The following is a 6,225-nucleotide window of genomic DNA, read 5'->3' on the forward strand; positions in this document are numbered from 1 at the left end:
CCGGTCGCTCAGGGCAGTCACCACCTCGTGGACCAGGTCGGCGAAGGGAACCGGCACCGCCGGCCGGACGATGTGGCCCTGTCTGGCCAGCTCCAGGAGGTCCAGCAGCCGCTGCTCCATCTGGCGGGCCATGGCCATGACCCGGTCCAGATGCTCGGCGGCCTTGGCCAGCTCGCCCCGCGCCAGCAGGACCTGGACCCGCCGGGCAAAGCCGCCAATGATGGTGAGAGGCGTCCTGAGATCGTGGGAGATGGTGTGGGCAAACCGCTCCAGCTCCTGGGTCTTGGCCCCCAGCTCCTGCAGCAGCGCCTCGTCGTGGCGGGCCCGGGCATGCTCCACGGCCTCGGCCAGACGGGAGGCGACCTCGTCCAGGAGCTGGCCCTCCTCGGGGAGAAACGGCTTTGTCTCCGGCGAGCCGCCGCTGGCGTCGACAAAGACCTCCACGTGGCCCACCTCTTCGTGTTGCAGGATGATGGCGCTCGACAGCCGCCACGGGGTCTCCTGGAAGGGCACGCTCTGGAAGATCCGATCCGGGAAGACGATCCGGACGCTGGTCGCCCCCGGCTCCTGGAAGGCACCGGGCAGGAGCGCCGCCGCCTCCTGGAACAGCAGCTCCAGGGTGCCCGCCCGCCGGGCGATCAGTTGGGAGAGGGCATACAGGCAGGACAGCTCCTTGACCCGCTCCTGGAGCGCCCGCTCCGCCTGTCGCCGGGCCGTGGTCTCTACCCCCACGCCCCAGGTGGACCAGCCGGGGATGGGGACGCGGCTGGAGATGTTGGACCAGGCGATGGTCTTCACGGTTCCGTCCTTGGCGGTGAGATCCCACTCCCAGTCGTAGTAGTCGTCGCCCCGTTCCTTCCAGGCTGCCATCATCGCGTTGCGGTAGTCGGCATCGGGGTAGAGGATCTCCATGGCCTGGGGATTGCCGACCAGCTCCTCGGCGGTGTAGCCGGTCACTCGTTCTCCCTCCTGGTTCCAGGCGCAGAGGATGCCGTTGGCGTCGAAGGCGTCCAGGATCACCGGCATCTGGGCAATGATCGCCCGCAGCTGCTCCTCGCCGGCTTGCCCGCCCTCGCCTGCCCGGCGCAAGGCCGGGCCACCGGTGAGGGAGCCCACATAGCCGTTGAGCCCGCCGGCGGCGGTGGACAGGGGCGTGGCCACCGCCTGCACCCGGGTCGCGGCCTTCCCGGCCGCCCGGAGCCGGAATTCGGCCTGGAAAGACCGGCCGTGCAGGGTCGCCTCCTGCCAGGCCGCGGCCACCCGCGCTCGATCTTCCGGCACCAGGGCGGCGAGCCAGCCGTCCCCCCGCGCCTCCTGGGCGGACAGGCCGGCCATCGCGCACCAGCGGCGGTTGACGTAGAGGTAGCGGCCAGCCGCATCGGTCCGGAAGAGACCAACCGGCGCCATCTCGGTGAGGGCCTCGAACCAGCGCTCGCCTTCGTTCCGGTGGGCAGTCACCGCTCGTCCCGTTGGCAGGCTCGTGTGGGCTTCTTCCCCGGCCGCGGCACAGACGCCGCTGGCCGGTGGCCAGAGGGATGTCCTGGACTCTGTTCTGGTGATACCGGAAAACGCCGGTGCAAGGCAAACGAAAAGGCGCCGTATGACGCCCGGGTGGAAGTCAAGGCAGGGCCAGAGGCCGTCCGGCACGGGGCCGGCGGGGCGGGCGGTGCTGCGGTGCCGCCCAGGCCGAAAGCCGGGGCCCGGGCGGCGGGGGAGGAGACGCGGCTACGAGCGGTAGTCGGCGTTGATCTTGACGTAGTCGATGGACAGGTCGCAGGTGCGGATGGCAAACTCCGCCGGGCCGGCGCCCAGATCCACGGTGACCGTGAAGGAGCGGCCTTTGAGGATAGCGGTGGCGGCGGCCTCGGCCTCCTGGCCCACGGCCAGTCCGTCTCGCACCAGCAGGACGCCGTCGATGGCGATGGCCACCCGGCGGGGATCGAGCCACGCGCCGGAGCGGCCGGCCGCGGCCAGAATCCGGCCCCAGTTGGCGTCGGCGCCGAAGAAGGCGGTCTTGACCAGGGCGGAGTTGGCGATGGTGCGGCCGGCCTGCTCCGCCTCCTGCCGGGTGCGGGCGCCCCGCACCCGGATCGTCACCTCCTTGGTGACCCCTTCGCCATCGGCCACGATCTGGCCGGCCAGGTCCTGGCACAGGTCGGACAGGAGAGCGGTGAAGGCGGCGGGCCCGTCGCGGTCGGCCGGGGTGAGGGGAGGGTGGCCGGCCCGGCCCGAGGCCAGGAGGAGCACGGTGTCGTTGGTGGAGGTGTCGCCATCGATGGTGATGGCGTTGAAGGATTCGGCCACCGCCTGGCGCAGCGCCTCCTGCAGGGCCGTGGCCTCCAGGGCCGCGTCGGTCAGCAGGAAGGAGAGCATGGTGGCCATGTTGGGCATGATCATGCCGGCGCCCTTGGCCAGGCCGGCCACGGTCACCGGCCGGCCGGCCACCAGGCCGGTGCGGCTGGCGGTCTTGGGCCGGGTGTCGGTGGTCATCATCGCCCGGGCCACGGCCGGCAGGCCGTCTGCGGCCAAGTCCCGGACGAGATCCGGCACCGCGGCCTCGATGCGCTCCACCGGCAGGGGCTCGCCGATGACGCCGGTGGAGCACGGCAGCACCAGCTCCTCGGCGATGCCCAGGGAGCGGGCCACCGCGGCGGCCGCCGCCCGGGCCGCCGCCATGCCGGCCGTGCCGGTGCAGGCATTGGCGCAGCCGCTGTTGACCAGGATCGCCTGGGCCTGCCCCTTGGCCACCCGCTCCTGACCGAGGAGCACTGGTGCAGCCTTGACCAGGTTGGTGGTGAAGACCCCGGCCACGGTGGCCGGGCCTTCGGCCACGATGAGCCCCAGATCCAGCCGGCCCTGGTAGCGGATCCCTGCCTGGACCGCCGCGGCTTGAAACCCTGCCACCTGCATCAGCTGCCCCTCCCGTGGCATTTTTTGAACTTCTTGCCGGAGCCGCAGGGGCAGGGGGAGTTGCGGCCGACCTTGTCACCACCCCGGCGCTGGGGCTGGTGCTCGGCGCCGGCGGCGGGCCGGTTCAGGCGCAGGGCCCTTTTGCGCCGCTCCTCCTCGGCCATCTCGTCGACCTCGCTTTCCGAGGCCAGCTGGATGCGGAACAGGGTCGCCAGGGTGTTGTGCTTCACCATGGCGATCATGTCCATGAACATGTTGAACCCCTCCTTCTTGTACTCGTCCAGGGGGTTCTTCTGGCCATAGCCCCGGAGGCCGATGCCCTCCTTGAGATGATCCATGCGCAGGAGGTGCTCCTTCCACAGGCCATCGACGATCTGGAGGAGCACCACCCGCTCCAGATGGCGCATGGTGGGGGAGCCGACGGCCTCCTCCTTGGCCTGGTAGGCCCCAGCCAGCAGGGCCTGCACCCGCTCCTTGAGACCGGCGACGTCCAGATCCTGCCGCTCCTCCTCGGAGAAGGCCAGCTGCACCCCGAAGATGCCCTGAATCCGGTCCAGGAGGGCCGCCCAGTCCCACTCGGCCGGCGCCTTCCTGGAGTCCACGGTCTCCGCCACCGCCTCGCTGGCCAGGTCCACCAGCATCTCGGTGATGACGTCTTTCAGGTCCTGGCCGGAGAGGGCCTCCCGCCGCTGGCGGTAGATCACCTCCCGCTGCTTGTTCATGACATCGTCGTATTCCAGGAGGTGCTTGCGGATGTCGAAGTTGTGGGCCTCCACCTTGCGCTGGGCGTTCTCGATCGCCCGGCTGATGAGGTTGTGCTCGATGGGCTCGTCCTCTTCCATCCCCAGGCGGTCCATGATGCCGGAGATGCGGTCCGAGCCGAAGATCCGCAGAAGATCGTCCTGCAAGGAGAGATAGAACCGGGAAGAGCCCGGGTCGCCCTGGCGGCCGGAGCGGCCCCGCAGCTGGTTGTCGATGCGCCGGGACTCGTGGCGCTCGGTGCCCAGGATGTGGAGCCCTCCCAGATCCGGCACCCCTTCCCCCAGCTTGATGTCGGTGCCCCGGCCCGCCATGTTGGTGGCAATGGTCACCCGGCCGGCTTGTCCGGCCTCGGCGATGATCTGGGCCTCCTGCTCGTGGTGCTTGGCGTTGAGCACGGCATGCGGGATGCCCTCCTTCTTCAGCATGGCCGAGATCCGCTCGGACTTCTCGATGGAGATGGTGCCCACCAGAACCGGCTGGCCCTTGGCATGCAGCTCGGTGATCTCCCGGACCACGGCCCGGAACTTGGCGGCCTCGGTCTTGTAGACCACGTCGGCGTAATCCTTGCGAATCATGGTCTGATGGGTGGGGATCACCGCCACGTCCAGGTTGTAGATCTTCTTGAACTCGGCCGCCTCGGTGTCGGCGGTGCCGGTCATGCCCGCCAGCTTGTCGTACATCCGGAAGTAGTTCTGGAAGGTGATGGAGGCGAGCGTCTGGTTCTCGTTTTCGACCTTCACCCCCTCCTTGGCCTCCAGGGCCTGGTGGAGGCCGTCGCTGTACCGGCGGCCCGGCATGGTCCGGCCGGTGAACTCGTCCACGATCACCACCTGGCCGTCGTTCACGATATAGTCCACATCCTTCTGGAAGAGGACATGGGCCTTCAGGGCCTGGTTGACGTGGTGCAGCCACTCGATGTTCTTGGGATCGTAGAGGTTGTCCACGCCCAGGAGCTCCTCGGCCCGGGCCACGCCCTCCTCGGTCATGGACACCGAGCGGGCCTTCTCATCCACCGTGTACTGCACCTCCTTCTTCATGCGCGGGATGATGGCGTTGACCTTGTGGTAGAGCTCGGTGGACATCTCCGCCGGGCCGGAGATGATGAGCGGGGTGCGGGCCTCGTCGATGAGGATGCTGTCCACCTCGTCGACGATGGCGTAGTGGAACTCCCGCTGGCAGAAGTCCCGGCGGTCGAACTTCATGTTGTCCCGGAGGTAGTCGAAGCCGAACTCGTTGTTGGTGCCGTAGGTGATGTCGGCGTGGTAGGCGGCTCGGCGGGCCGCGTCGTCCAGGCCGTGGACGATCACCCCGACGCTCATGCCTAAGGCCTGGTAGATGCCGCCCATCCAGGTGGAGTCCCGGCGGGCCAGGTAGTCGTTGACCGTGACCACGTGCACGCCGCGGCCGGTGAGGGCGTTGAGATAGACCGGCAGGGTGGCGACCAGGGTCTTGCCCTCGCCGGTCTTCATCTCGGCGATCCTGCCCTGATGGAGAACGATGCCGCCGATGAGCTGAACGTCGTAAGGCCGCTGGCCCAGGACCCGCCAGGCCGCCTCGCGCACCGTGGCGAAGGCCTCGGGCAGCAGGCTGTCCAGGGACTCGCCCTGGCTGAGCCTTTCCCGGAGCAAGACGGTGCGGCCGGCCAGGTCCTCATCGGACAGGGGCTTGACCTCGGCCTCCAGGGCGTTGATCCGGTCGACCACCGGCCGCAGGCTCTTGAGATAGCGCTCGTTTTTGCTGCCAAAAACCCTGGTCAGGACACGTCCAATCATGGCGATTCCTTCGTGGCTCCCCATTCCCAGAGCAGCGCCTCCTCGGTGCAGTCGGGGAATTTCGGGCACTGGATGCAGTCGCTCCAGACCTTGTGGGGCAGCTCCTTCTTGTCGATGTCTCGGAAGCCCAGCTTGCGGAAGAAGCCGGGCTGATAGGTCAGGGTGAAGACCCGGTGGATGCCGAAGGTCAAGGCCTCGGCCAGGATGGCGGTGACCAGCTGCCGGCCGATGCCCTGGCCGTGGCGGTCCTCGGTCACCGCCAGGGAGCGGACCTCGGCCAGATCCTCCCAGCAGAAGTGGAGGGCGCACACGCCGATCAGTCGCTCCCCTGCCCCTTCTTCTTCCACCGCGACATGGAAGTCCCGGATCTGGTCATAGAGGGAGGACAGCGAGCGGCCCAGCAAGAGGCCCCGATCAGCGAAGCGGTTGAGGAGGGCGTGGATGGGACGGACATCCTCGATGCGGGCCTTGCGGATCATGATCGCTCCCCCCCCCGGACGGTCGGCAATAACCCTCGGCAAGGAGGGCGATACGACATGGGCCTCCGGTGAGCACAGACTGCACCACGACGGCCCAGTCCTGGTCGCGGCCGACATGATACCGGCATTCGGGACAACTGCGCAACAGGTGATCATGACAATCCCCGGGCGCTTGGCTGGATATTCGATAAGCAGACGCCGGCCGACGGTCCTCGGGAGGGCGCGGCCGACATTTTTTTTCGGATCAGCCGGACAACGACCACATTCGCGCTATGCACCTCGCGCCCGCGAGACGCCGTTCT

At 68.5% G+C, this 6,225-nt stretch carries 4 protein-coding genes; all 4 read right to left on the minus strand.

What is annotated here, in order from left to right:
• A partial coding sequence (locus tag AB1634_18275) for a PAS domain S-box protein (protein ID MEW6221461.1) occupies positions 1-1,458 on the minus strand: 1,458 nt, incomplete at its 3' end.
• 267 nt (positions 1,459-1,725) lie between these two features.
• On the minus strand, positions 1,726-2,910 hold the full coding sequence (gene argJ, locus AB1634_18280) for a bifunctional glutamate N-acetyltransferase/amino-acid acetyltransferase ArgJ (GenBank protein MEW6221462.1): 1,185 nt from the start codon (positions 2,908-2,910) through the stop codon (positions 1,726-1,728).
• Positions 2,910-5,444 carry a preprotein translocase subunit SecA gene (secA, locus tag AB1634_18285; protein ID MEW6221463.1) on the minus strand — a complete coding sequence of 845 codons (2,535 nt, stop codon included), beginning with the start codon at positions 5,442-5,444 and terminating at the stop codon, positions 2,910-2,912. Before secA ends, argJ begins: the two co-directional genes overlap by 1 nt.
• Complete coding sequence (locus AB1634_18290) at positions 5,441-5,923, minus strand: N-acetyltransferase (protein ID MEW6221464.1); 483 nt, start codon at positions 5,921-5,923, stop codon at positions 5,441-5,443. Before AB1634_18290 ends, secA begins: the two co-directional genes overlap by 4 nt.
• Between the last annotated feature and the right edge of the window lie 302 nt (positions 5,924-6,225).

Source organism: Thermodesulfobacteriota bacterium (assembly GCA_040755095.1).
Lineage (GTDB): Bacteria > Desulfobacterota > Desulfobulbia > Desulfobulbales > JBFMBH01 > JBFMBH01.